The sequence below is a fragment of the Methanobrevibacter sp. genome (assembly GCF_036307625.1).
Lineage (GTDB): Archaea > Methanobacteriota > Methanobacteria > Methanobacteriales > Methanobacteriaceae > Methanocatella.
This window is the reverse complement of the sequence record NZ_JAXJXF010000003.1, coordinates 1-1610: the sequence shown is the minus strand read 5'-3', so window position 1 is coordinate 1610 and position 1610 is coordinate 1. Positions and strand designations below refer to the sequence as shown.

Genomic DNA, 1610 nt, shown 5'->3' with positions numbered 1-1610 from the left:
GTCTTCAAGTGCAAATATGGGAATTCAACGCGCTAAGGGTGAATATGTTATTCTTGTAGACAATGATGACATTATTCCTTTAGATGCATATGAAAAATTGTACAATCGAGCAAAAGAAGTTGATGCAGACATTTCCATAGGCAAAGCTCATTTGCTGGGCAGATATCAGCAGGAAATGAATTTTCTAGATAACACTCCCTGGACAAAGGAAAGGATAATCACAGATGTCAACGATTATCCGGAAATCTTTTACGATGTTTTCTACTGGAACAACATAATAAAAAGGGATCTGCTGATTGACAATAATGTGGTGATTCCAGAAGAGATAAAAATTTATGGTGAACGTTGTTTTACCCATAAGGCATATACATATGCCAAGAAAATATCCATAATTCCCGATTGCGTATATCTGTGGAGAAAAAGAAGCAATGCATTAAGCCGGAGCCATAGGGATTTGGATAATTTCAACGACAGAATGAACGCATATTTTTATGACCTTGACCATTTTACAGAATGCTGTCCGGTATATTTCAATACATTATTCAGAAGAGCATTGATTCCGATTAAAGGAATTCTGTATGATAAAGAATTTGAAGATTTGTTTTTCGAAAGGATATTAGAACTTTTTGAAAAGGGAAGTGAAAAAATAGATAACTTCTATGACAACCAGTTCACCGAACTTGACAATATCCGTACATATCTGATTTTGAACGGATATAGGGATGAACTTAAAAAGTTATTGAAAACCAATTTTGGTAGAGAAACCGAAATATTTTATGAAAACGGCAAATGCTATTGGAAATTGCCGCTGTTCAGAAATCCAAATTTCAATATTCCAGATGAATTATTTGAAATACGCTACCTGAAAAAGATTTTCATCAGCATTGATGAGATTGCATCTCATGATGACCATATCACATTCACCAATTTAAAACTTCCGAAATACTTTGAATTCGACAGTGCAGGAATCTATTTAAAGGGCTTGGCTACCGAAAATGATGTTTTAAGCGAATGCACATCATATTTTGAACTTGAAAAGATTGAAAATGAGGAAAACTCATTCAATGCGAAACTGCCGCTTGATGAATTGAACAATTTGGAATTGTATACAGTATCACTCAGGGTTACAAATAAGGATGGTGCTACATATTCTGTCAGAATAACAGGAAACATTGTAAAGGAACTTAAAAACAACAACAGAGACATACATATCTTCAACAATGAGAAAAACAATTTATTCATCACATGTCAACGTTTGGACAATGCACTTGATTTGGAATTGAGTGAAGATGAACTAATTGTCAGCAGCGACAAAATTAAAAAAGATATTAAGCTGACCTTAAAAGAGAATTCAAACAATGAAAAATTCCTAATGTCCTTTGATGAAGCAAAAACCCAATATAAACTAAACTGGAAATTTTTCTTGGATAAAAATACATCATATGAATTTTTCATGACTGTATATGATGATGCAGGGAAATTAAAAAAGCGTATCAAAGTTAAAGACACATACATGAAAATAAGCACAGCTTCAATTACAACTGGCAATGGCGTTAAAGTTGAAGTTTATGTAACCCCTCAGGGAAACATCATGATGAAGTCAAATTGAT

The 1610-nt window shown here is 33.4% G+C and carries 1 protein-coding gene; it reads left to right on the top strand.

From position 1 onward, the window contains the following. On the top strand, window positions 1-1609 hold a 1609-nt coding region (locus UIB65_RS00050), incomplete at its 5' end, for a glycosyltransferase (RefSeq protein WP_330039130.1). Window position 1610 lies beyond the last annotated feature (1 nt).